At 41.9% G+C, this 23,591-nt stretch carries 22 protein-coding genes and 2 tRNA genes; 13 read left to right on the forward strand and 11 right to left on the reverse strand.

The window, feature by feature from the left end:
- Positions 1-28: 28 nt before the first annotated feature.
- The 8 genes from rpoA2 to J2128_RS03225 form a co-directional block, all read right to left on the reverse strand.
- Positions 29-1,195 (reverse strand): DNA-directed RNA polymerase subunit A'', encoded by a 1,167-nt coding sequence (gene rpoA2, locus J2128_RS03190; RefSeq protein WP_209689585.1) that lies wholly within the window; start codon positions 1,193-1,195, stop codon positions 29-31.
- Positions 1,192-3,843 (reverse strand): DNA-directed RNA polymerase subunit A', encoded by a 2,652-nt coding sequence (locus tag J2128_RS03195; protein WP_209689587.1) that lies wholly within the window; start codon positions 3,841-3,843, stop codon positions 1,192-1,194. The genes rpoA2 and J2128_RS03195 overlap by 4 nt, the downstream gene beginning before the upstream one ends.
- Positions 3,844-3,858: 15 nt before the next feature.
- The gene (gene rpoB, locus J2128_RS03200) at positions 3,859-5,685 is read right to left on the reverse strand and encodes a DNA-directed RNA polymerase subunit B (protein ID WP_209689590.1); all 1,827 of its coding nucleotides are present in this window, start codon (positions 5,683-5,685) and stop codon (positions 3,859-3,861) included.
- Entirely contained in the window at positions 5,682-7,241 is a 1,560-nt protein-coding gene (locus J2128_RS03205; RefSeq protein WP_209689592.1) for a DNA-directed RNA polymerase subunit B'', read from the reverse strand. The genes rpoB and J2128_RS03205 overlap by 4 nt, the downstream gene beginning before the upstream one ends.
- Positions 7,242-7,268: 27 nt before the next feature.
- On the reverse strand, positions 7,269-7,520 hold the full coding sequence (locus tag J2128_RS03210) for a DNA-directed RNA polymerase subunit H (RefSeq protein ID WP_209689594.1): 252 nt from the start codon (positions 7,518-7,520) through the stop codon (positions 7,269-7,271).
- 96 nt (positions 7,521-7,616) lie between these two features.
- A tRNA-Lys gene (locus J2128_RS03215) sits at positions 7,617-7,690 on the reverse strand.
- 181 nt (positions 7,691-7,871) lie between these two features.
- Positions 7,872-8,489: a response regulator gene (locus tag J2128_RS03220; protein WP_209689596.1), complete on the reverse strand. Its 618-nt coding sequence runs from the start codon at positions 8,487-8,489 to the stop codon at positions 7,872-7,874.
- Positions 8,489-8,869, reverse strand: coding sequence for a roadblock/LC7 domain-containing protein (locus J2128_RS03225; protein WP_209689598.1), 381 nt, complete (start codon positions 8,867-8,869; stop codon positions 8,489-8,491). The genes J2128_RS03220 and J2128_RS03225 overlap by 1 nt, the downstream gene beginning before the upstream one ends.
- Before the next feature lie 349 nt (positions 8,870-9,218).
- On the opposite strand from J2128_RS03225, the gene minD reads away from it, so the two are divergent.
- From minD to J2128_RS03265, 8 genes are all read left to right on the forward strand, one after another.
- Entirely contained in the window at positions 9,219-10,010 is a 792-nt protein-coding gene (minD, locus tag J2128_RS03230; protein ID WP_209689600.1) for a cell division ATPase MinD, read from the forward strand.
- Entirely contained in the window at positions 10,011-10,217 is a 207-nt protein-coding gene (locus J2128_RS03235; RefSeq protein WP_209689601.1) for a hypothetical protein, read from the forward strand.
- 72 nt (positions 10,218-10,289) lie between these two features.
- A tRNA-Pro gene (locus J2128_RS03240) sits at positions 10,290-10,364 on the forward strand.
- A gap of 363 nt (positions 10,365-10,727) precedes the next feature.
- Positions 10,728-11,594 (forward strand): DUF89 domain-containing protein, encoded by an 867-nt coding sequence (locus J2128_RS03245; protein WP_209689603.1) that lies wholly within the window; start codon positions 10,728-10,730, stop codon positions 11,592-11,594.
- A 68-nt stretch (positions 11,595-11,662) separates the two neighbouring features.
- Positions 11,663-12,118 carry an NfeD family protein gene (locus J2128_RS03250; protein WP_209689604.1) on the forward strand — a complete coding sequence of 152 codons (456 nt, stop codon included), beginning with the start codon at positions 11,663-11,665 and terminating at the stop codon, positions 12,116-12,118.
- A 3-nt stretch (positions 12,119-12,121) separates the two neighbouring features.
- On the forward strand, positions 12,122-13,213 hold the full coding sequence (locus J2128_RS03255) for an SPFH domain-containing protein (RefSeq protein ID WP_209689606.1): 1,092 nt from the start codon (positions 12,122-12,124) through the stop codon (positions 13,211-13,213).
- A gap of 302 nt (positions 13,214-13,515) precedes the next feature.
- Complete coding sequence (locus tag J2128_RS03260; RefSeq protein ID WP_209689608.1) at positions 13,516-13,695, forward strand: hypothetical protein; 180 nt, start codon at positions 13,516-13,518, stop codon at positions 13,693-13,695.
- A 3-nt stretch (positions 13,696-13,698) separates the two neighbouring features.
- Positions 13,699-14,979: a metallophosphoesterase gene (locus J2128_RS03265; RefSeq protein ID WP_209689609.1), complete on the forward strand. Its 1,281-nt coding sequence runs from the start codon at positions 13,699-13,701 to the stop codon at positions 14,977-14,979.
- 15 nt (positions 14,980-14,994) lie between these two features.
- Here the strand turns inward: J2128_RS03265 and J2128_RS03270 are convergent, their stop codons facing one another.
- The 3 genes from J2128_RS03270 to J2128_RS03280 form a co-directional block, all read right to left on the reverse strand.
- Positions 14,995-15,312: a sensor histidine kinase KdpD gene (locus J2128_RS03270; protein WP_209689610.1), complete on the reverse strand. Its 318-nt coding sequence runs from the start codon at positions 15,310-15,312 to the stop codon at positions 14,995-14,997.
- A 92-nt stretch (positions 15,313-15,404) separates the two neighbouring features.
- Entirely contained in the window at positions 15,405-15,617 is a 213-nt protein-coding gene (locus J2128_RS03275) for a PAS domain S-box protein (RefSeq protein ID WP_209689611.1), read from the reverse strand.
- Positions 15,618-15,814: 197 nt separating this feature from the next.
- Positions 15,815-16,828 (reverse strand): phosphate uptake regulator PhoU, encoded by a 1,014-nt coding sequence (locus J2128_RS03280; RefSeq protein WP_209689613.1) that lies wholly within the window; start codon positions 16,826-16,828, stop codon positions 15,815-15,817.
- A 137-nt stretch (positions 16,829-16,965) separates the two neighbouring features.
- Between J2128_RS03280 and J2128_RS03285 the strand changes: the two genes are divergently transcribed.
- From J2128_RS03285 to ppk1, 5 genes are all read left to right on the forward strand, one after another.
- Positions 16,966-17,853 (forward strand): phosphate ABC transporter substrate-binding protein, encoded by an 888-nt coding sequence (locus J2128_RS03285; protein ID WP_209689615.1) that lies wholly within the window; start codon positions 16,966-16,968, stop codon positions 17,851-17,853.
- Between the two features lie 185 nt (positions 17,854-18,038).
- Positions 18,039-19,994: a phosphate ABC transporter permease PstA gene (gene pstA / locus J2128_RS03290; RefSeq protein ID WP_209689616.1), complete on the forward strand. Its 1,956-nt coding sequence runs from the start codon at positions 18,039-18,041 to the stop codon at positions 19,992-19,994.
- A 5-nt stretch (positions 19,995-19,999) separates the two neighbouring features.
- Positions 20,000-20,764, forward strand: a complete 765-nt coding sequence (gene pstB / locus J2128_RS03295) for a phosphate ABC transporter ATP-binding protein PstB (protein ID WP_209689617.1) — start codon at positions 20,000-20,002, stop codon at positions 20,762-20,764.
- 16 nt (positions 20,765-20,780) lie between these two features.
- Positions 20,781-21,431 carry a phosphate signaling complex protein PhoU gene (phoU, locus tag J2128_RS03300; protein WP_209689618.1) on the forward strand — a complete coding sequence of 217 codons (651 nt, stop codon included), beginning with the start codon at positions 20,781-20,783 and terminating at the stop codon, positions 21,429-21,431.
- A gap of 29 nt (positions 21,432-21,460) precedes the next feature.
- The gene (gene ppk1, locus J2128_RS03305) at positions 21,461-23,572 is read left to right on the forward strand and encodes a polyphosphate kinase 1 (RefSeq protein WP_209689619.1); all 2,112 of its coding nucleotides are present in this window, start codon (positions 21,461-21,463) and stop codon (positions 23,570-23,572) included.
- Positions 23,573-23,591: the final 19 nt, after the last annotated feature.

The raw sequence follows: 23,591 nt of genomic DNA on the forward strand, positions 1-23,591 counted from the left end.
AAATTTTAGTTGGTTTTGATTTTTTTAGTTAATTTGTTCTAGATTTGGCTATAAGCTTCACATCACCAGTACCCAGCTGAATAGGCTGACCGACAATTACGTTTTCAGTGACTCCTTCAAGGATATCGACTTCATTTGCAACTGCCGCATCAAGAAGGTGGTTAACAGTGACTTCAAAGGAAGCACGTGAAAGGACACTCTCCTTTTCACCTGCTATTCCGTGACGCCCTATCTGTTTAACCTCTCCTTCTATGCACATCATATCAGCAACCAGCATAATGTGGCGAACATCAACTGCAATACCCTGCTCGCGAAGTGTGCTTAACGCTTCATCTATGATTGCATTTCTTCCTGCTTCAATACCCAGCACTTCGGATATTTCAGCAATGTTATTTGTCCGGGTTCTGGTGGTATCCACACCTTCAACCTCAAATACACCTTTTAGATTAGAGCCTTCAGTATATAGAATATACTCTCCGTTCTCCTTTCTGACCACAACACGCTCGATATCATCAATGCCCTGGACAATTACTTTTCTTACATGTTCTGCAAGAGTGAACAGGTTCTGGTAGCTCTCCCTGTCCTTTGGAATAAATGATATTCTCGCATTGTTTACATCGTCTTCATATTCAAAGTCACGGTAGTGATTTTTATCCCTTATTTTCTGGGGAGCACGTTCGATGATTTCCTGAATTGTAATCTTTCTCTTTTTGCAGACCTCACGGTTGAGCTGGACATTTACACGCATGTCAAGCATATCTGTTGTGATGTCTCCAAACTCATGCAGAGGTGCCGCCTCTATCTGCCAGCTTACCTCACGCGCCATATCACGGTTGGTGGAATATTCGCCTGCAAGGTAAATTGTCATTGTAGGAGTACTCGGGGTCTTCCTTGCGTCCATTATCTCAATAAGACGCGGCAGACCAAGAGTTACGTTAATTTCAGCCACACCGGCGTAGTGGAATGTTCGCATTGTCATCTGTGTACCAGGCTCACCAATGGACTGTGCAGCTATAATCCCGACAGCCTCACAGGGTTCAATACGTGTATTTGCGTATTCCTCCTTTATGCGGCCCATTATAGTTTCGAACACTTCATCTGATATGTCCCTGTCTTCAAGGTCTTTTTTAAGATCATTCTTTGTCTTATCCGGAAGATCGGTTTCGTCGATCTTTGCCACGAGTTCGGGTCTCATTTTCCACCGACCTCCTCTTTTAAAACACTTTCAACAATTCCCTCGACATCCACAGGGTCTCCAAAGCAGCTTTTTGCAGGGTCTGTCGAATCTTCACCGTACTTGAACTGGATAATCTTTCCGCCTGATGTCCTGACAGTCCCGTCATAACCGACCTTTAAGTCCTGAAGTGCATTTATCATACGCCTCTGGAGATAACCGCTCTGTGATGTACGGACAGCAGTATCTACAAGACCTTCACGACCTCCTATTGCATGGAAGAAGAATTCCGTAGGGGTAAGTCCGCTCTTGTAACTGTTTCTCACAAAACCATGTGCAGCCGCACCACGATCGCCTTTCTTGAAGTGCGGCAGAGTCCTGCCCTCATAACCACGGGTGATACGCTCACCTCTTACTGCCTGCTGACCAATACAACCTGCCATCTGGGTCAGGTTAAGCATAGAACCACGGGCACCACTGACTGCCATTACCACAGCACTGTTGGAAAGACCCAGGTGTCTTCCTGCAATGTCTCCTGTACGGTCACGGGCTTTCCCCAGTACCTGCATAATTTGCATTTCAAGCGTTTCTTCAAGGGTCCTTCCGGGCATCGGTTCAAGCTGGCCGTCTTCGTATATCTTTATACGGCGCTTGACATCCTCTTCGGCGTTGTCCAAAACCTCGTCTATCTGACCGTATTCTATTTTTGTCAGGTCCTCGTCGTCAATACCAAATGAAAACCCGTCATACATGATTCCACGGATAGAGAGCTTTGTGACGTCGTCAACGAACTGCCTGCCGCGGTTCAGACCTTCCGTACGGATTATCCTCTGGAGAATCGCACCGTCAAATGCACCTATCGACTTTTTATCGATTGTACCGCAGATGAGATTTCCGTCAATAATTTTTACGTATGCATCCCTGTCGCAGTCCTCATATTTGCACTTGTCACAGTTGATGCAAGAGCTTGCCCTGTAGACCATGTTCAGGTCATCGGGAAGGATCATCGAGAATATCTGTTTGTTGGACCAGTATTCCTTTCCGTCCTCAACCTTTCCGGGGGCGTGAAGGTGTTCGGGCAGGCTTGCCCTGAGAAGGTACAGCGTCCCGGATTTGTCAAACCACCGAAGAGTATGCGTCAGAATGAAAATACCGGATATATGATCGTGGATACCGCCGATGATAGGACCGCCGAAACGCGGTGACATAATGTTTTCAGTGACACTGCACAAAAGCTCAGCTTCGGCTCTTGCCTCTTCTGTCTGGGGGACGTGCAGGTTCATTTCATCACCATCAAAATCAGCGTTGTACGGCGGACACACCGCAGGGTTAAGGCGGAATGTCCTTCCGTCCATAATCACAATGCGATGGGCCATAATGCTCATCCTGTGAAGAGAGGGCTGACGGTTGAACAGTACCACATCATTGTTTCTAAGCTGACGGTCAACTGTCCACCCGGGCTCAAGCATTTCGGCAATATTCTCCTTGGTCTGATCTGTCAGCCTGACACGTCTTCCGTCAGGTCTTATGGCATAGTTTGCACCGCAGGGTGAATTAAGTGTCGGGCGTACAGGACCTGTAAGAACCATTTCGCGGACTTCATCAATATTAAACGGAGTTACGCGTATCGGAAAACTCATCTCATTTGCAATTGCAAGAGGAATTCCAACCTGACTTATCGAGAGGTTGGGATCAGGGGATATAACAGTACGTGCCGAAAAGTTTACACGTTTTCCTGAAAGTGAACCCCTGAACCGTCCGTCTTTTCCTTTAAGGCGCTGTGAGATTGTCTTCAGAGGCCTTCCACTTCTGTGACGTGCAGGAGGACATCCGGCAACTTCGTTGTCCATATATGTTGTAACATGATACTGGAGAAGCTCCCACAAATCCTCTATGATAAGTTGCGGTGCTCCTGCGTCCTGGTTCTCCTTAAACCGCTGGTTAATGCGTATAATATCAACAAGCTTATGTGTCAGATCATCCTCTGACCTCTGACCGTTTTCAAGAATAATGGACGGACGCATCGTAACAGGTGGAACGGGAAGAACTGTAAGGCATGTCCATTCAGGTCTTGCAACCTTAGGGTTAATACCAAGAAGTTTTAAGTCCTCATCAGGTATCTTTTCAAGGCGTGCGCGGATATCTGCCGGTGTGAGTTTGTGCTCGATCTTCTTTCCGGCATCGTCAGTCATAACCTCTGAAAAAGTTGTAGGCTTTTCAAAGTTTATCTTAAGCTGCTGTTCTCCGCAGTAAGGGCAGACACGCTCTTTTTTGATATCCTTTTCAGAGACAAAATCGTCGTTTCTTTCGTCTTCCGGACCAAGTACCTTTGAAAGCTCATCAGGGCTTAACAGAAGACGACCGCACTCGCGGCATGTTACACGCAGAAGCTTTCTTATAAGCCTTGTATATCCTACATGAATTACAGGCTTAGCCAGTTCAATATGTCCAAAATGACCCGGACACTCACTTGCCCTGTTACCGCAGGTTTTGCAGCGCAGACCCGGGTCAATGACACCAAGGTGAAGATCCATTAAACCCTGTGGATATGGGAATCCGTCATCATCATACGTATCAGCCCAGATGATTTTCCTGACACTCATCTTACGGATATCTTTTGGAGATAAAAGACCGAATTCTATCTTTCCAACTCTTTTCGGACTTGTCATTTACTATTTTCCTCCTTATACCTGATCCTCAAGGTGCATTCTTGGCGCAATGCACATACTCTTCATCTCATCCAGAAGCAGTTTAAATGCATAACTCATCTCTACCGGGTAGATGTCTGTCTCGTTTCCGCATGCAAGACAGCGTGTGGTATTACGGTTTCTGTCAAGGAATGCAATCATGCCGCATTTTGCACAGACATACTGCTCAACTTTATCAGATTCATCAAGAAGGCGCTCCTTAAGAGCCATTGCAGCACCGTGACCAATTAAAACATCACGCTCCATCTCTCCGAACCTGAGACCTCCCTCACGGGCACGCCCTTCTGTAGGCTGACGTGTAAGAACCTGAACCGGTCCGCGTGAACGTGCATGCATCTTGGACGATACCATATGATACAGTTTCTGGTAGTAAATGACACCAATATAGATATCAGCCTTAAACTGGCGCCCGGTGATTCCGTCATACATGACTTCACGACCATTATGCGAGAATCCCAGTGCCTTAAGAGATTTTCTGAGCCTTTCTTCAGGTTCACCGCTGAAAGCCGTCGCATCAATTCTTCTGCCTTCAAGAGACCCGACTTTTCCTCCTATCATCTCAAGCATATGTCCTACGGTCATACGTGAAGGTATTGCATGCGGATTTATTACGAGGTCGGGAGCGATTCCGGCTTCCGTAAACGGCATGTTCTCCTGTGGGGTAATTAGTCCCACAACACCCTTCTGCCCGTGACGTGAAGCGAATTTATCACCGACTTCAGGGACACGAAGGTCACGTGTCCTTACTTTTACAAGACGTGAGGAATTCTCACCTTCAGTTACAATAACAGTATCAACAATACCATGTTCATTGCTTCTCATAGTAACTGAAGTATCTCGACGTTTTTCAACAGATATAAGTTCTCCTGATGGTTCCTCAAGGAAACGCGGAGGAGAAGTCTTCCCGATGAGCACATCCTTCTCTCTGACAATGGTTTCCGGATTTATTATACCGTCACTGTCAAGATTCTGATAAGAATCAGCCCCGTGGGCTCCTGAAACCTCTTCATCGGGAACCTCAATCTTATCAACCTGCCCGCCGGGATAACGCCTTTCTTCACCGTCGTATGTCCTGAAGAAGTGGGAACGACCGACACCACGCTCAATGGAGCCTTTATTGAATATCAAAGAATCTTCAATATTAAACCCTTCGTATGAAAGAACAGCGACAACAAGGTTCTGACCGGCAGCCCTGTCGTCGGATCCTATAATTTTTGATGCCTGAGTATGGACAAGAGATTTCTGGACATAATGCAGGAGATGTCCACGTGTGTCAGGCCTCAGTTTCATATTGGATGCTCCAAAACCAAGGGCCTGTTTTATCATACCTGCACCCATTGTTACACGGGGAGATGCATTGTGCTCAGGGAAAGGCACATGAGCCGCACCTATACCCAGAATAAGAGACGGGTCAATTTCCATATGAGTGTGTTCAGGTGTCAGATCCTCTTCCCTGATTGCGATAAGGAGGTCTTCCTCTTCCTCTGCATCAATAAACTCAATAAGTCCCTTTGACACGAAATCCATGAAATCCGCATCGCCTGATTTCAGTTTGGCAATATCCTCATTTGTAAGAACAGGCCTTCCGGACTCAACGACTATGAGAGGACGTCTTGCACGGCCTCTGTCAGTATGGATTATAATGTCCCCGTTATATTCCTTGTATGATATGTTAATTTCAGTGGAAAGTTCACCACGCCTTCTCATCCTGCGGACATTGCTGACCAGAGCCTCAGGGTCATCGCAGAGACCAATAAGGGCACCGTCAACAAAAACCCTGGATTTTTTGTGAATGCTGCTCATAAGACCTCCCTCTTAAGCTCCTCAACGCCAAGATTGTAAAGCATCCTGTTTATTGCCTGCTCGTCCTTGACGCCCTTTGATATCTCTACCATCTGTGCAAAGTTTTTAACAAGACCACAGTTCGGACCTTCAGGTGTTTCTGAAGGACAAATTCTTCCCCACTGTGTAGGGTGAAGATCACGGGCCTCAAAATGCGGCTGTGAACGGGAAAGAGGTGATATTACACGCCTGAGGTGAGACACAACAGCCATATGATCAACTCTGTCGAGAAGCTGCGAAACACCGGTTCTTCCGCCGACCCAGTTTCCGGTTGCAAGAGGATGCAGAAGACGCTCTGTCAGAACATCGGCACGTACAGCAGTTGAGATCGAGAGGTCGCGATGTCTCATACTTGCACGTTCAAGCTGGTATTTGACATCCCTTGTAAGCCTGTTAAGAGATATACGGAACAGGTCCTCCATAAGGTCTCCTGCAAGTTTGAGGCGCTTATTGGAGTAGTGATCCTTATCATCGATTCTCCTTCTGTCAAGAACAAGATCAAAACAGGCTTCAGCCATCCTTCCAAGGAAATGTGCCTTTGCAAGACGTACTCCCTCACATGCAGCCTGGTATCCGGGGTCTTCCTCTTTTATCCCTGTCGGCATCAGTTCATTTAAATGCGGGAGCAGATAGTTGTCAAGTACAAATTCAGCACGTTTTTTCTGGTAGTCACGTGTCTGGTTTGGTGCAAGCTTCTTTCCCACATACATAATGCCTTCCTCGGTGTTGTCGCATTCACTTTCCTCAAGATTCTGGAGCATGAAAGTCAGGATATCCTCATCTGTCGAGACTGCATTTACTATATCATGGTCACCGTTGAGACCAAGCGCACGCATTAAATCGACAAATTTCAGGTGTCCTGCGACTGAAGGAAAGGAAACCTCAAGAAGATTCTTTTTGTTTCTCTCAACAATAACAAGTGCACGGTAGCCACGAAACTGCGAGAAAACCTTGGCAACGTAGATACGTTCGTTGTACCTCTCGGTGAACTCAGTCATTATTTTATTGGACGCAAGGTCCTCAAGCGTCATTAATACACGCTCCGAGCCGTTTACTATAAAATAACCGCCCGGGTCATGGGAATCTTCACCGTGATCGATTCTTTCTTCATCGGAGAGACCATACAGGTTGCATGATTTTGACCCGACCATTACCGGAAGCTGTCCGATTGTTGTTGTTACCGGGTCATTTTTTTCGTCTCCCTGAACGAGTGTCATGTCAAGCTGGATAGGAGCTGCATACGTAAGGTTTCGCAGACGCGCTTCACTCGGATAAAGTCCGGACTGTGAACCATCAGCTTCACGTACAACCGGTTTTTCAACACGTATATCTCCAAGTTCAACCCATACAGGCTCGTTGTCTTTACCTCTTTGTGCAATATCAGTCTCAATCACTCTTTGTTCGTTAACAACTTTCTGAAGATTGTAATCCAGAAAATAGTTATAAGAGTCAAGCTGATGACGCGCCACATGTGCACGCGAAAAATATGCTTCGGACAATGTTTTACGATCTAACAAGTAAGACCACCCTTAAACTGTAAAGATTTATTTTTTAGGCCTTTTTACGACCATTCTATATGCTTCAGCCCGCCCTGCTGTCTGGCTTATGCGAACAATTCTAATTACGTCATTGATCTTTGCGCCAACTTCCTTTACCGCCGGATCATCATGGTAAATCTTAGGAAGCTGATCACGGGTGATCTGGTAAGAAGAGAGCAATTTATCGATCTCTTCTGCACTCATGATTTGATGGTCAGGTACCATTACGTGATTTAATACAGAAAAATTGGTGCTCATCTTTAGCCCCTTTTTAATGTTAAAATTTTGATCAGATGCATCACCGTCGAAAAAATACCAAAATACGCCACATTTTGGTTGAAATTTTGTGGCAAGCGGGCCCAAGGGGATTTGAACCCCCGACCACCTGGTTAAAAGCCAGGCGCTCTGCCTGACTGAGCTATAGGCCCTTTTTCCTAGATCTATTCAGCATTATTACAACGCATTAATATGATTTAAACATATCTGTCCATTAATATAGCTTTAAAAAAACATAAAAAAAATGAGATCTCATCCGCGCAAACATTGAAAAATCCCCGTTAAATACAGTTTTATTAAATCTTATCTGAGTTACTGTTAATGGATAGAACCTTACTTAAATGATTTTTTTATCTGCTCAAGGCGTTCTTCCTGAAGTTTTATGCTCATCTGCATACTCTTAATTGCATGGGCGATATTCTCCCCGATTTTAATTTCACCGTCATTCAGATTGTACGTGGATTCAAGAATCTTGAACAGGCGTTTTGAGACATCCACACTTTTACTGAGCCTTTCGTATTCCTCTACAATCTGTTCTTCTATCCCTGCACCCTTTGCCTCTTTTACATCGTCCGTAATATTCTGCCGGCGTTTCAGGATATATTCTATTGCATCATACAGCTGGCGGTGTGTTGTGGGCTTCATCACATAGTCTTCTATGTAGGCTCCATATTCCTGCGCCTCTTCAGGTGTAAGCTGCTTTGCGGTGAGCATCATTACAGGTATATCCTTTGTGGAAGGATTTGTTTTAATTTTTTCCAGAGTTTCCCACCCGTCCATAGGCTCCATCATTATGTCGAGCAGAATAAGGTCAGGTGTAAACTCTTTTAATTTTTCAAGACATTCAGGTCCGCTATAGCATGCGACAGGGTCATATCCCCCACGTTCAAGCATGGCCACAAATACGTCTACTATCATAGGACTGTCGTCGACTACAAGAATTTTATACATTACAAATCCTCCGCTAAATTGCCGGATATGGTATTTATCATTTTACGGATTTCTGCGATACTCTCCATCTTATTAGCTATTATGACGATTAAATTTTTCCGGTTTATACTTTTTACAATAATTAAACCGTCTTTATTTTTGGTTTCCATCAATATATCATCAGGAGCACTCACATGAAATGTGCTGCATGCAGCTTCTGCAGATGCATACATTGTAGCGCCTGTTATGCCAAGAAATGGAGATGAGGCAGAATTGCTTTCAGACTTTCCTATAATCTGACCTTCAGTTGAAACTATCGCACAGGAAATTACCCCCTCAACTGCCATTATATCAGCGACAGAACTCTCTACTTTAGTATTCAAATGATTAATTTCACTCATCTCCAATTGAACCTCCAAAAGCAACTATAATCCTTATGTTTTTCATTCCATATTAATTTTGTAAAGATTACCTTTTTTTCATTGATTTAAGATTTAATACTGTTTGCTTATCTATCTGACCAGCTAAATAGTCTTTAATCATTATAGATAAGGTTATTTGATAACGGAGTATTTTAAAAGTTTAGATATATATTAACGTACATATTGTATATTTTCATAGTGCAACACAGAAAATCTTAATGAAATTGTAGATTGAATATCTAAAAGAAAATAAGTCGTTTGAATTCGAATGATATATATATTGAATAATTTGATAATCAAGATTAAAGTTTTGCAGTCCGAGTGAATTATGGTAGTTACTTACACTATTGCTTCAGGCAAAGGAGGAACCGGAAAAACAACTTTGTCTGTCAATCTGGGAACAATGCTTGCTCATTATGGAGAGGAGACTTATATTCTTGATGCTGACATGGGTATGGCAAATATCAGCATCATACTGGGTCTGGAAAATGTTCCGGTAACTCTGCATGAAGTGCTTGCAGGAAAAGCACATGTCTCAGAAGCAATATATGAAGGGCCGTGCGGCGTGAAGGTCATTCCGAGCGGAATATCCCTTCAGGGTTTTCAAAACGCTAACCCCGAGAACCTGCATGATGTGATGAAAGACATCATAAACCAGTGCGACGTTCTTATTATGGATGCACCTGCAGGAATAAGCAGGGACGGCGTTATCCCGCTTGCAATTGCCGACGAAGTAATACTTGTTATAAACCCGGAACTCTCATCAATGGTTGATGCGCTTAAAACAAAAATTCTGACCGAACTTATCGGGGGACACATCAAAGGAGCCATACTTAACAGGGCAACTCTCGAGAAGACAGAACTAAGCGTACATAAAATAGAGGAGGTTCTCGGGGTGAAAGTTATAGGGCTGATACCGGATGACCCGAATGTCAGAAGGTCTGCCGCATACAAAATTCCAATCGTAGTTAAATACCCCAATTCTCCCGCATCCGTTGAAATCAAAAAAATTGCTGCAGAACTTGCAGGCGTCGAATATAAAAAGTCCGACACCTTATCAGCGTCTGATGATAAATTTCTGGATCGTCTGGCACGTTCAATTACCAGGAGGAAAAAGTAGATGTATCAGTTTGGAGCCGAATTCTTCATAATAGTTCTCTTTGGATTAGTAATCATATTTCTGCTGTTTCTTCTCTACCTGATGCAGAGAAGAGTAAACCAGCTGATGAATGAAGTAAACGACATTAACAGTACAATGAACGTCACATGTTCTGAACTTGAAGAACTTACAAAAAATGTAGAGGAATTTAAAAAAATTAACATATAATCCAAAGGAAACCAGATTAAAAAGAGAAAATAGATATGTGATCCCGTTCAATCTGATATAACACCTATAAAAGGGGCCATAGGGTAGCCTGGACCATCCTAGGAGACTGGGGGTCTTCTGACCCGCGTTCAAATCGCGGTGGCCCCATTATTTTTTTGAAATCACTCTGGTTAATTAATACGATTAATAATTATAATTATTGATTATTATCAAATAGTATTATATTAATAAACAACAATATAACTATCAGGTGAGTTAAAATGACAGTATATCATTGCAACAATCCATTTGAGAGCTTTGTCGAAGGCTTATATCATCTGAAGAATTTAAAGCCAAAGAAAAATTAAATACTTTTTTTGTAGATTTACTTCCCAATATTTTTTTCCGGTTTATTCCACGGGCTAAAAAAAGAAATTTTAATTTCAGATATTCTTGCATAATAATGTCCGAAACCAGTATATCTAACAGAAAACAGACCCAAATAAATGTACCAGTCACGGTAACGATAACATGAAACTGACAGAAAAATGCTTTGAATGCCTTCTTACAAGAATAGAATATGAATGCAGAATTGCAACAAGTGATGAGGATAAAATAAAAGAAATACTTGATGAATGCCATCTGCAGCTTACAGGTATTCTTTCTGAGAATATGCCGTCTCCTGCAGCTTCAAGCAGGATCCACAGGACAGCCTGCCTGATAGTTGAAAATGAAGACCCCTATAGGGAAATAAAGTTCAGATCAAACCTTGAGGCAAAAAAGGTACTTGACAAAGTCGAAGATAAACTTATAACATTCAGAGACATTGTCCTTGCATCAGTCATCGCAAACACTTTTGACTACGGTTCAAAAGAGCACAAGGTGACTGACGATTTTTCAGGTTTTTTCTACGAGGAATTCAAAAAAGGACTGAATGTCGACGATACCGCAGAGATAGAAAATCTCTGTCAGGATGTTGTTTATCTCTGCGACAACTGCGGGGAAATTGTATTTGACAAAAAACTGATTGAATACTTAAAGAGCAGAAACTGCCATGTTACGGTTGTTTTAAAAGGAAAACCTGTTATCAACGATGCCACTAAAAAAGACGCACTTGAAATAGGCCTTGACCGCATCGCAGACAATGTATATACAAGTACTGACGGTATCTCCGAGGTCGGAATCAATTTCAGTCTTCTGCCGGCACAGGTAAGGGATGCAATAAATTCCTCAACGCTGATTATATCAAAAGGTATGGCAAATTACGAATCTTTAAGCGAATACAAGAAGACAATGAATCTTCCCCCCGTCGCATATCTTATGATGGTCAAGTGCGAACCTGTCGCAGAAAATATCAGTATACCAAAAGGATCAAGAATAGCCTGTCTTGAAAGATAAAACCTTATAATTAAGGTAATTCTATAATCATATATATCTATATAAAATCAAAACAATATATTCTACAAATGGTATCTGAAGTAATTGCCATAGGATGGGCCCTTATAGTAATTGGGGTCATTCTTCTTCTGGCAGAAGCTTTTAATCCCGGTTTTTTTCTTGCGGTTCCAGGAACGACACTGATTATTCTCGGTGCAATTTCTCTTTTGTTTCCGGAAATATTCAGTTCTACGTGGATAATTCTGATAGGTATAATAACCGCGCTTTTCTCTGCAGGGGCATCAGTTTTTATCTACAGCAGAATTACTGCAGAAAGCAGTGTTCCATATACCACAAGCAGGGACTCTCTTGTAGGAAAAACAGGAATTGCAACCAAAAAAATTGAACCTGACAATATCAGCGGCAAAGTTGAAATTGATAATGTTGAATGGAGTGCAAAATCTTCTGAAAATACCATTGGAAAGGGGAAAAAAGTCAGGGTAATTGCTTCAAAAGGAGTTCATGTAATTGTTGAGGAGGCATAAATAATGGTTCTTTTAGGAATGGACAATACCGTGGTTACAATAATTCTTGTACTTGCGATTGTCCTTATATTTGCAAAAGGTGTTGTAATAATTCAGCCTTATGAGCAGGCTCTTCAGATAAGACTTGGTCAGTACATAGGAAGACTTAACCCGGGCTTCAGGTGGGTTATTCCGTTCATCACAGAGATCAAAAAAATTGACCTGAGGACACAGGTTATGGACGTGCCCAGGCAGGAAGTAATAACAAAAGACAACTCACCAACAAATGTTGATGCAATTGTCTACGTAAAAATTATTGATCCTGAAAAATCCTATTTTGAGGTCTCCAATTACCGCATGGCAACAGTTGCCCTCGCACAGACAAGCTTAAGGGGCATCATCGGTGATATGGAGCTTGATGAAATCCTGTACAACAGGGAAGTCATAAACAACAAGCTGAGGGATATTCTCGACAGGGAAACCGACCAGTGGGGAGTCAAAGTTGAAAGAGTAGAAATTAAAGAGGTCGACCCTGTAGGTGCGGTTAAACAGGCAATGACTGAACAGACCGCTGCTGAAAGGGAGAGGCGTGCTGCAATACTAAGGGCTGACGGTGAAAAGAGATCCGCGATTCTTACGGCAGAAGGAAAAAGGCAGTCCATGATACTTGAAGCCGAAGGGGACAGGCAGAGCAAAATACTTCGTGCCGAAGGAGACAGAAAGTCAAGAATCCTTCAGTCTCAGGGTGAAGCGCAGGGATTAAGAATCCTGTCACTAGGGGCAAGGCCTCTTGACAAAAAAGCGATTACGGTATTGTCTCTTGATGCACTAAAGCAGATGTCTGATGGTCAGGCTACAAAAATCATATTCCCGTTTGAAATTTCAAGCCTCATAAAACAGAGTGCCAGGTTCCTCGGAGCTGAAGAGGAAGACTTAACAGATGAGAGCTGGAGAGAGACAAAACTTGACGATTCTATTCTCGGCAAGTCTCCTGCAGAAGAAGATATCGGAGATGCATCCGAATATGTAAAAGATATCGAGAAAAAGATTAAAGGACTTGAGGACCCGACAACACCAGTTGAGAACGGGAATAAAGAAGAAGACACTGAAACATAATAAACAGTGTTTTGCCGGCAAAACTCATGAAAATATTTCTTTTTTATTGAAATCTGATTTGATTTTGAAAAACTAACTGTATATTCCTGTTATTACCAAAGTCAAAATTTGACTCTCACCTGGCATACCTTTTACCGGATTGCAGGATATAGCAATACATTAGGATTCTGAAACTAAAAATTTCATAAGTAAATGTTGTCAGACTCGCATATGCAGGATAGGATGTTACATTTTGAAACATCCCCCGATTATGGTCGTTACATATAGTAACATATAACTGCCGGTATGTTTCACAATGTAACATGTCTAAAGTTGTAAGGGTTCAGGAAGACGCAATAGAAATTACGTTAAAATACGGAAATTCGGTAAGTGAAGGAATAAGGACAATGAATAAACTCTTAAAAAAAGAGAAACACGGAATAGACCCTGAAGACATAAGGACTGTAATCAGGGAAGAACTCGAAAACCTTGGGAGATATTAATTTTTGCAGTATAACGTCACACTGTCCCTGAACCTTTCACCGGCACTTGAAAAATTCAGCGACAGAATTGAAGAGATCAAATCAGCTGCACCGTACTTTAAATTTCCTTCACATACCGAAATTGAGCTGTCTGATATAACACTCCCCGACAAAGACAGGCTGAAGACTTTTTTAAAAGCTGTTGAAAATTCATTTGACAGCATCGATTACCTCTCTTTTAATTCATGCGGGTGGAGAAAGAACAGGTCAAATAATATATCCAGGCTTTATTTCTCCGTCGAACCGCTGAACGAAAATTCCGATATCGCAAAAGCATTAATAAAACAGATTGCCATATCAGGACTTAAGGAGAGTCATGTAATGATAAATTCCAAAAATTACTATGACATTCCCGCGGCGGAAAGTAAAGGCATTGCCGAATTTAAAAACCTGTGGAGTGTGACCGGAGGGAAAAACGAACTCTTTTCAAAAATTTTGTCAAAAACAGTCTTCGCAGGTTATCACCGTCCGCTGTACTCACCACGTATCCTCTGCCTTCATTTTGATGTTCTTTTTATAGATATTCGCGTAGATAAAAATGTCTACAAAACTTTCAGCATCCCGTGCAAAGAATGGCTGAGACCAAAAGATGACGCAGCCAGGAAAAAAGCCTTTGAAAAATACAGGATATTAAAAGGATATCATGCAGAAGTAAATTCTGATAAGAAAAAAGAAGAAGAAAACAAAAGCAAAATATATCTCTGCTCTGACCTCCACCTCGGCCACACTGGAATAATAAGTTCTGCCGCACGCCCGTTCATAAAAAACGACACTAAAACAATGGACAATGTTCTGATTTCAAACTGGAACAATACGATAGGAAATAAAGACAGCGTGATATTTACCGGAGACCTCACATACGGCCAGGAAAGTAAATCCGCACAGAAATGCCTTGACAGACTCAACGGGAATATAATATTTGTAAAGGGAAATCATGACACTGTAAAATGCAGTGTTTACGACAATTATGAACTCAGATACAAAGGTTATTCCTTTTTTTTCATCCACGATCCGAAAAAGGCCCCTGAAAATTATAAAGGGTGGATTGTTCACGGACATACGCACAACAGCAGAATGAACAAATTTCCGTTTATTGATTTCGAAAAAAGACACGTGAATATTTCATGCGAACTCACGAAGTATTGTCCAATAGAGATTGACAAACTTGTAAAAATTCTGGATATTTACAAAACTTCCGGGTATAAACAGATTTACAGTCTTGACGAAGTTCACCAGAACATCTGATTATGTTCAAAAAAATCAGCATCTGGTTCTCCAGTACCTGTTTGGGACAGATATTTCAAATACTGCCCCAACGTGATATTTTCCGGTCTCCTCTATGGTAATACCGGTAATATCAAGAATCTTCTTTGTAAAGTAAAGTCCAAGACCCGCATTTGATCCACCTCCTTTTTCAAAAACAGCCTTTTTCATATTATCGGCAACACCTTCCCCGTTGTCTTCTATAAACATAACTCCACAGTTTTCCTTCAGAGAAAAAGAGATCCTTATTTCCGTTGTATTTTTGCCATGACGAAGCGAGTTTTCAAAAATATTATAAATGACTTTGTTTAGCATAGAGTCAGCATAAACCTCAATCCATGGGATATCCGGAGTAAACCTGATTTTGTTAAAAATGTCATTCCGGATTACCCTGTTTATTATATCGTTTATGTCCTGCCATGATGCAGACTCAGATCCAGCATTTTTTCATTGGTATACCCAAGAGACCTGCAAACAGCGTTATTTGCATAATATATAGAACCAGAATCATCAGTGAAATAAATTTCTTCAGGGTCAGTGTCTATTGAATGTTTTGTCAGTAAAAGTTCTTTTTCAGCGGTTTTTTGTTTAATCCTAAGGAAGACAACAATTACAGGCACATAATAAATATGCGGGAATATGATGCTTACTCCTCTGCTGAGACATACGAAAGAGACAAATACTGTGGTAATGCCAGATAAAAGCGTCCAAAAACCAGAATATTATTATTAGCAAAAATTTTTAAAAAGCCGTAACTGCTTTTTTTAGTACCCTGAATAAAAAATTATCAGTAAATATATTGATTCACAATCAGTAATTACATTTTATTATTTATACCTACAACGGCATTTATGACATTTTCACAGATGTCTTCGGAATAATCGGCAACCCTCTTTATGCTGTCGGAAATATTTACGACATTTATGGCAACAGACGTCTCAAAGTCCATAGAGCAGGCATTTAATTTTTTGCAGTGCTCTTCAATATATTTTGAATCGATAATGGTCTGGTTCGCTCTTATTATATCAGCGTTAAAAAATGCCTCCATAGCAGAATGGAATATCTTTAATGAGTTTGAGCTTACATCCTCAATATTTGCCACAATCTCCGTGGGTATCTTTTTATCAGACAGTCTTTTTACATTTTTTGCAATTTTACTCGCGTGATCTCCCACACGCTCTATAATTCTACTTGTAAGGAAGAAATGCACTGCGTCATCTGCAGAAATTCCCATCTTACGTGAAAGATTTACGTCATTCAGGATAAGATTTGCCTGCCTTCCTATAAGCCAGTGAAGTCTGTCGACATCATTGTCCCTTGATATTACATTTTCGGAAAGTACAATGTCATTTTCCTTAAGGGCCAGAAGAGCGTCCTGGTGCATTTTAATTACAATTACCGACATCCTTGAAATTGTATTAGAAAGAGGCATCTCGGACGGATTAAGAAGATCTTTTATGACAACAGTGTTCTCTGTCTCTTCAACAACCTCCTGCCCGATTGCCATATTGGTAAACTCACGTATAACCTCCATTGCAAAGGAAGGAAGCCTGCCATGGGCCCATATTTTCATAGAGGTATAACCGGAGATATAAGCTCCTATCATGCACCTTAGGAAGAATGTCCTGTCAGTTGAGGCACTGACCTCGCATTCCCATATTTTCTGAATCTGGTCACCACTTGTATTCGGGGTTATAAGAAGTGTTCCGTCATCCTGAATTATAAGACCTACAGGGTCATTTTTTTCTATTTTGCTCTTTTTAACCCAGTTTTTCGGCAGAGACACTATATATGACGATCCGCCGCTCATCTGAACTTTTCGAATATCCATATGTAATGGTTTCTATAGTTTAACATATAAAAGATATTTTAATCATATCCGGATATATATAGTCGTAATCCATGTATTTTATTTCGGGAATTCATTTATATGCACTTTACAATTTTTATAGTGGTGAATTAAAACCAATGAATTCAGGAAAGAAATTTGGTCTGACTACTGTTGCACTGGCAGCAGTCGTGGTTTTTGCAGTGTTTATATGTGGATGCACCGGGGAAGGCAGTTCATCAGCAACACCTTCTTCTACAACAGGCGCAACAAACGCTGTGTCAGGTACGCTGACAGTCACAGGCTCCACAACAGTTCTGCCTATTGCACAGGCCTCAGCTGAAGAGTACATGAGTGAGAACCAGAATGTTGACGTTCAGGTATCAGGCGGAGGTTCAAGCGTTGGTGTTCAGGCTGTCGGAGAAGGCACAGCTGATATCGGTATGGCATCACGCGAACTGAAAGATTCGGAAAAAAAGCTTTATCCAAACCTTGTCCGGCACGTAATTGCAAGGGACGGAATAGCACTTGTGGTATACCCGGGTAACACTGTGTCTGACATTACATTGGATTCTATCAAAAAGATCTACACCGGTGAAATAACCAACTGGAAAGAACTCGGCGGCGACGACATGACTATAGTAGTAGTCGGCCGTGACAGCTCGTCAGGAACAAGAGAGTTCTTCTCCGAAAAAATAATGGGTGAAGATGACTTCGTCTCAACAATGCTTGAAAAGAATTCAAACGGTGCAGTTGCACAGACAGTTGCACAGACACCGGGTGCCATAGGTTACCTCAGTATGGGATACCTTGATGGTTCCGTTAAAGCCCTGAACATTAACGAAGACGGAACGATTATAAAAGCTAACATTGACAACGTGTTAAACGGTACCTATCCGATTGCAAGAGGTCTGAACATGTTCACAAACGGTGAAGCGACAGGTCTTGCAAAAGATTACATTGACTTCATTCTTGGATCAAAAGGACAGGCAATTGTAACGAAAGAAGGTTACGTGACAGTAGCCTAAACCGGCACCGGATGGTGCAATGTCTGACTGAGTAAGAACATGTTATTAAAAAGTGCCGGAAGATTACTAAAAGATAATATTCAAACACCATTTTTTTATGGCACCTTTTTATAAGCCATAAAAATTCCATTTAATGAAATTATCTGAAAATTTCACGGCATTTTTTATTTAGGATTTTGAAAAAAATGAGCAGTATAATAAGGTCTGCAGGTACATATGGCGGAACAGGCCGGTTCAAAAATTTATCTGAAACCTCAATAAGGGCAGTGCTTTTTATAACCGCAATTTTTGCAGTTTTAACTGTCTTTTTTATTCTGGTGTTTCTGTTAAAGGATGCTGTTCCTGCATTCCATACTATTAACCTATTCGAATTTTTGTTTGGGGGAGTATGGAATCCAACGGGGTCTAATCCCAGTTACGGGACAATGCCTTTATGGGTCGGAACGATTCTTGTGACAATCGGTGCGATGGTTATTGCAACGCCGCTCGGGATAGGGAGCGCCGTATATTTGTCCGAAATCGCTCCATTGAAAGTTAAAAAGATTGCCAAACCTGTAATTGAGCTTCTCGCAGGAATTCCGTCGGTTGTTTACGGCTTCTTCGGGCTTGTCGTCCTTACGAACTGGATAAGAATTACTTTTGACGTCCCTTCTGGAGAGTGCTGGCTCGCGGGGTCAATTCTTCTGGGAGTTATGGCTCTGCCTACAATAATCAGTGTTTCCGAGGATGCCATCAGCGCCGTTCCTTCATCATACAAGCACGGTTCACTGGGCCTTGGCGCAACACACTGGCAGACAATAAGCAAAGTCCTGATTCCTGCTTCAATTTCAGGTATAACGGCAGCGGTGATCCTTGGTATGGGAAGGGCCATAGGAGAGACGATGGCGGTGCTCATGGTCACAGGTAATGCAGGAATTATACCTGACCCGATAACAAATATCCTGTCGCCTGTAAGAACACTTGCCGGGACACTTGGTATCGAAATGGGTGAAGTCGCTGTAAACAGCGAACATTATTACGCCCTCTTCGGCGTTGCGGTCCTTCTGCTTGCTATAACCCTTATAGTAAATATAGGCGCCAGAAATATCCTGAAAAAACTGAACAGCTCTTCTTCAGGAACAAACACAAAAAAACATAACATTCTGAAAAAATGTCTGTCAAATGTAAATATAAATAAAAATCAGATTCAGTCTGTATTTTTTGTTGTTTCCGTAATTCTCGTTATACTGCTGTTCGGGATATCTACCGCTATTGCATACTGTGCGGTGGTTGCTGCAGCATATATTCTTCATAACAGGCTGAGTCCGTCAGCTTCACAAAAAATAGCTTTCATTTTGCTTTACCTGTCTATTGCAGTCGTCCTCCTGGTTCTTGCAATAATACTTTACGACATAGTCTCAAAAGGCCTGCCGGCATTGTCATGGGAATTTTTAACACAGTCACCCAGAGACCTTGGAAGAGAAGGCGGAATATTCCCTGCAATTGTAGGCACACTGTACCTTGTTGCAGGATCAATCATCTTTGCCCTTCCGGTTGGTGTAGGTGCGGCCGTATATCTTGTCGAGTATACAAAGGAGAGCAGACTTACCGCAATAATACGTTCGGGTGTCGACCTATTAAACGGGACTCCCTCAATTGTTTTCGGTCTGTTCGGCTTTGCCTTCCTCGTAATTTACCTGAACCTCGGAGTATGCCTTCTTGTAGGACAGATTACTCTGGGACTTATGATTCTTCCTACCATAATCAGGACTACAGAGGAAGCCCTTAAGAGCGTACCCCAGTCAGTCAGGCACGGAAGCCTTGCTTTAGGGGCGACAAAATGGCAGACAATAAGAAAAGTTGTTCTTCCTCCCGCGTTTCCGGGAATAATAACAGGAACAATTCTTTCAATAGGAAGAGCGGCAGGAGAGACTGCACCGATTATGTTTACGGCAGTTGTATTCTCCACAAAATATCTGCCTTCATCCGAATTTGATCCCGTTATGGCGCTGCCTTATCACCTGTACATTCTTTCAACCAATATTCCGGGGGCCAGGACAAACCAGTACGGAACGGCGCTTGTTCTTGTCGGGTTCGTAGTGATAATATACCTCATTGCAATTGCTCTAAGAAATCATTATCAGAAATCTATAAAGTGGTGACAAAAATGGTCGATGCAGAAACGATACTTGAAACAAAGAATTTAGATCTTTATTACGGCGAAAAAAAAGCCCTGAATGAGGTTAACATAAAGATTTACAAAAACAGGGTCACAGCCCTTATAGGCCCTTCGGGATGCGGAAAATCAACTCTTCTCCGCTGTTTCAACAGGATGAACGACCTTGTTGACGACTGCAAAATAACAGGAGAGATTCTGTACCACAAAGAAAATCTCTACTCTTCAGGGGTGGACGTTGTAAATATGAGAAAGAAGATAGGGATGGTTTTTCAGCACCCGAATCCTTTCCCAAAGACCATATATGACAATATTGCATACGGCCCGCGTGTCCACGGAATAAAGGATCGCAAAACCCTTGATGAAATCGTGGAAAAATCCCTTGAAAGGGCAGCATTGTGGAAAGAAGTCCATGACAGGCTGAACGACTCTGCGATGGGACTTTCAGGAGGGCAGCAGCAAAGACTATGCATCGCAAGAACCCTTGCCGTGGAACCCGAAGTGATCCTGATGGATGAACCGTGTTCGGCACTGGACCCCATAGCAACAGCCAAAATAGAATCCCTGATAGACAAACTGAAAAAAGAGTACACAGTCATAATCGTTACCCACAGCATGCAACAGGCGTCAAGAGTCAGCGACTATACCGGGTTCATGTATCTCGGAGAGCTCATTGAATTTGGGGATACTGAAAAGATATTCTCGTCACCGGATGAGGAACTTACAAACAATTACATTACAGGCAGATTCGGATAAAAAAAGGAGGCAAAAAATGTCTGAAAAATTTCATGAGGAGATTGATTCACTAAAAACGCTTACTGTGGAGATGGGGCACTTTTCAATACACATGTTCTCCGATTCCCTTAAGGCTTTGAATACACTCGACGACAAACTCGCAGAAGACGTATACTCAAGAAAAAGAAAACTTCATGACTACAACAAAAAAATAGATGACGAAATAATGAGAATTTTGTCTCTATTCCAGCCTGTAGCCGATGACCTCAGGACGATTACCTGCATAAGCCAGATGAACACATCTTTCTACAGGGTAGGAAGAAACGCTAAAGAAATAACGAATTTCGTTGATCTCCTGCCGCAACTGTCACATCTGGGAATAATGAATTCAATCTGCCATATGGCTGAATGTGTCGTTTCAATGCTTTCTGACTGCGTCAATGCATTTGAGAACAATGATGCAGATATTATATGCACCTTCTCCAAACGCGAAGAGGATATTGACAACCTTCAAAAGACAATATTCCGGGAGAGCATCACCTACATGATGGAAGACAACAAGAACATATCCGCATGTATAGAGTACGTAATGGCATCACGATACCTCGAAAGAATGGGAGACCATGCATGCCTTATGGGTGAAAAGATATACTACATGATTAAAGGCAAAAATATTGAAATAAATTAATTTTGTTTTAAAATAAAAGGTAGATAACTATGCCCACAGAAGATTCCGGTGACAACAAACTCTTTATAAACAGAGAATTATCCTGGATTGAATTCAATCTCAGAGTTCTGGAAGAGGCAAAAAACGAAAACCATCCTTTGCTTGAAAGGATAAAATTTTTGTCAATTTTTTCAAGTAACCTGGATGAATTCATGATGATACGTGTATCCGGGCTCAGAAGACAGATAAAAGGAGGTGTTCTGGAATCCCCCCCGGACGGTCTTACTCCTACGGAACAGTTAACAGAGATAAGAAAGGAGGTAAAGCTTCAGATTCGTGAGGCCGATACTTTGTGGCGTGACACTCTTGTAGAACTGCTCTCTGAAGAGAAGATAAACATTCACAAATACAAGGACCTTTCAAAAAAACAGAAAAACTGCATGAGAGAATATTTTGAAAAAGAGGTATTCCCGGCACTAACGCCCATGTCTTTTGATGTTGGAAGACCATTCCCTTTCATTTCAAATTTAAGCCTGAATCTTGCTGTTATCATAAATGATCCTGATGCCGGAATGATCTTTTCAAGAGTTAAAGTCCCAAGAGATGCATTCAGACGACTGATACAGGTTCCGCCCGAAAACGTGCACTGTCATGGCCTTGACAAAAACGGAAAAGAATTCAATTTTGTATTCATTGAGGATTTGATAGCATCGAACGTCGATCTGCTATTCCCCGGAATGGATGTCGTAAACTGCTACCCTTTTGTTGTAACAAGGGATGCTGACATCGAAATAGAAGAGGATGAGGCATCTGACCTTTTGACTGCTATAGAGGAAAGTGTCGGCCTCAGAAGAACCGGCCTTCCTACACGCCTTGAAGTAAACAGATCAATGCCCAAATGGGTGAGAATAATCCTTGCACAAAAACTCTCACTCTCAAGCACTGATGTATATACAAACGACGACCCGCTAAAAAAGTCCGACCTGATGGAGTTTATGGACATTGACAGACCGGATCTAAAGGACAAACCTTATCTTCCTTTTTACCCGTGCGGTTTTGAAGATGAAAATAAAGATATTTTCCAGACTATAAAAAACGGGGACATTCTTTTTTATCATCCTTATGACAGTTTCAACCCGGTAATTAACCTGCTTAAACAGGCAGCAGATGACCCCGATGTTATTGCGATAAAGCAGACCCTATACAGGGTAGGCAAAAATTCCCCGGTTGTAAAATACCTTATGAGGGCAAGGGAGAACGGAAAACAGGTATCCGTCATGGTAGAACTGAAAGCACGCTTTGACGAGGAAAACAATATTGAATGGGCAAAAAAACTTGAACAGTCCGGTGTTCATGTAGTCTACGGAATTGTCGGAATAAAAGTCCACGCGAAACTCTGTATGATTGTCAGGCGCGAAAAAGAAGGGATGACCACTTACGTTCATTTCGGGACAGGAAACTATAATCCCATCACTGCAAGAGTCTATACGGATTTTGGCATAATGACCTGCGACAGTGCAATAGGATGTGATGCAGCCGACCTTTTCAACGCTCTGACAGGGCATTCCGGAAAAATAAAATATGACTCCCTGCTGGTCTCCTTTGGGAAAACAGGCACGATGAGAGAAGAAATTATTGGTTACATTCAAAATGAAATAAATAACCAGAACATAAACGGCAACGGGTATATTGCACTAAAGATGAACCAGCTTGTTGACCCGTATGTTATAAAGGCATTATACGATGCCTCGCAGAACGGTGTCAAAGTAGATCTTCAGGTAAGAGGCATATGCTCCCTGCGCCCGGGAATTCCCGGCGTAAGTGATAACATAAAATGTACTTCAATAGTAGGACGTTTCCTTGAACATACCAGACTGTATATGTTTGGCAACAACGGCGACCCTGTTCTTCTTACCGGAAGCGCCGATATGATGCCCAGAAACCTGAACAGAAGAGTAGAGATACTGGTCCCTGTAAAAGATAATAACATCAAAAAAGACCTTATTAAAATTTTAAATATTCATTTCGCGGATAACGTAAACTCAAGAATGCTTCTTTCAGACGGTACATATGTACGTGTAAACAGAAATGATGACAAGCCGTGTGATTCACAGAAATGGATGATAGAACACCGGGGAGAATGGAACGAAAATCATCCCTGATTTTCGTTTTATGTCTTTA

The organism is Methanomicrobium sp. W14 (genome assembly GCF_017875315.1).
Classification (GTDB): domain Archaea; phylum Halobacteriota; class Methanomicrobia; order Methanomicrobiales; family Methanomicrobiaceae; genus Methanomicrobium.